Annotated in this window: 1 protein-coding gene; it reads right to left on the bottom strand. The window is 72.8% G+C overall.

Going from position 1 to position 1,594, the window contains the following annotated elements; all coding sequences use genetic code 11:
* The coding region (locus DEIPI_RS30430) for a dihydropteroate synthase (RefSeq protein ID WP_169737084.1) at positions 1-1,594 on the bottom strand (1,594 nt) is incomplete at both ends.

The raw sequence follows: 1,594 nt of genomic DNA, 5'->3' as shown, positions 1-1,594 counted from the left end.
GCGGGCCCGGCCGTCTCGCGCGGGCCCGCCCTGAACTCCCCGGCGATCTCCAGCAGGCGCTCCGTCGCGTCGGCGCGGCGCGCGAGGATCACGTCCTCCACGTGCTCGCGCAGCCGCGCGTCGAGGTCGTCGTACACGGCGAGCTGACCCGCGTTCACGATGCCCATGTCGAGGCCCGCGCGCACCGCGTGGTACAGGAAGACGGAGTGCATCGCCTCGCGGACGGGGTTGTTGCCGCGGAAGGAGAAGCTGATGTTGCTGATCCCGCCCGACACGAGCGCGCCCGGCAGGTTCGCCTTGATCCAGCGCGTCGCCTCGATGAAGTCCACGGCGTACCGGTCGTGCTCCGGCAGGCCCGTCGCGACCGTCAGGACGTTCGGGTCGAAGATGACGTCGTGCGCGGGGAAGCCCGCCTCCCCGGTCAGCAGGCGGTAGGCGCGCGCGCACACCTCGACGCGGCGCTCGTACGTGTCGGCCTGCCCCTGCTCGTCGAAGGCCATCACCACGACCGCCGCCCCGTAGCGCCGCACCTGACGCGCGCGGCGCACGAACTCCGCCTCGCCGTCCTTGAGGCTCAGGGAGTTCACGACGCCCTTGCCCTGCAGCCGCTTCAGGCCCGCCTCCAGCACCTCCCAGCGGCTGGAGTCGATCATGACGGGCACGCGCGCCACGTCCGGCTCGCTGCCCACGAGGTTCAGGAAGCGCGTCATCGTGGCGACGCCGTCGAGCATGCCCTCGTCCACGTTGACGTCCACGATCTGCGCGCCGCCGTCGACCTGCTGCCGCGCGATGCTCACGCCCGCCTCCAGGTCACCGGCCAGCACGGCCTTCGAGAACTTCGGGCTGCCCGTGACGTTCGTGCGCTCCCCCACGTTCACGAAGTTCGTGTTTTCGGTGACCTCGAAGGCTTCGAGGCCGCTGAGGCGCAGCCGCCTCGGCAGTTCGGGCGCGACGCGCGGCGCGAGTCCCCGCACGGCCCCGGCGAGGACGCGGATGTGCTCGGGCGTGGTGCCGCAGCACCCACCCACGACGTTCAGCAGGCCCTCCTCGGCGAAGGCGCGCAGCACGCGCGCCATGTGCTCGGGGCTCTCGTCGTACTCCCCGAACTCGTTCGGGAGGCCCGCGTTGGGGTGACACGACACGAGCGCCTCCGTGGCGCCCGCGAGGGCCCGCAGGTGCGGGCGCAGCATGTCCGCGCCGAGCGCGCAGTTCAGCCCCAGCGAGAACAGCCCCTCGGGACCCACGTCCACCGCGCCGATGCTCACCGCGAAGGCCTCGGCGGTCTGCCCGCTCAGGGTGCGTCCGCTCGCGTCCGTGATGGTTCCGGACACCATCACGGGCACGGCCCGGCCCAGCCGATCGAACACCTCGCGCGCCGCGAACAGCGCGGCCTTCGCGTTGAGCGTGTCGAAGACCGTCTCGACGAGGAGCAGGTCCGCGCCGCCCTCCAGCAGGGCCCCGATCTGCTCCTCGTACGCCGCGCGCAGCACGTCGAAGTCCACCGCGCGGAAGCCCGGGTCGTTGACGTCCGGCGAGAGGGACGCCGTGCGGTTCGTGGGGCCCACCGCGCCCGCCACGAAGCGGGGCCGCGCCG

The sequence above is a fragment of the Deinococcus pimensis DSM 21231 genome (genome assembly GCF_000519345.1).
Taxonomy (GTDB): Bacteria; Deinococcota; Deinococci; order Deinococcales; family Deinococcaceae; genus Deinococcus_A; species Deinococcus_A pimensis.
This window is presented reverse-complemented; position numbering and strand designations above follow the sequence as displayed.